This is a genomic window from Gilvimarinus sp. 1_MG-2023, assembly GCF_030548285.1.
Window position 1 is genome coordinate 1 of record NZ_JAUOSC010000100.1, and the last position, 496, is coordinate 496.

Consider the following 496-nt stretch of genomic DNA (forward strand, 5'->3'; position numbering starts at 1 on the left):
CGAGGTGCCTGACTGGTCGGGCCGATAAAAGCGCCCGAAAACAGGTAGGACAAGCTCGGGTGATGCTGCCAATAGGTCACGAAGCTGCGGAGCAGATCGGGACGACGGAGCATCGGGCTGTCTGCCGGTGTTTTACCACCCAAAGTGATGTGGTTACCACCGCCGGTACCGGAGTGACGGCCATCCAACATGAATTTCTCTGTTCCCAGGCGCGACTCACGAGCCGCCTGATACAGTTCATTCATGGTATGCATCATATCGCGCCAGTTGTCGGCCGGGTGAATATTCACCTCGATAACACCAGGGTCCGGTGTAACCAGCAACTTCTGCATCCGCCAGTCACGTGGAGGCTCATAGCCTTCGATAATGATCGGCATCTCCAGTTCAGCAGCGGTTTCCTCGATCATTGTGAGCAAGGCAACGTAGCTTTCCAGATACGGCAGTGGTGGCAGGAAAATATGAATCTTGCCACCACGGGCCTCGATACACATTGCCG

General features: G+C 55.6%; 1 protein-coding gene. It reads right to left on the minus strand.

What is annotated here, in order from left to right:
* Window positions 1-496 (minus strand): transglutaminase family protein (locus Q4563_RS15880; protein ID WP_303605156.1); only part of this gene is annotated, 496 nt, incomplete at both ends.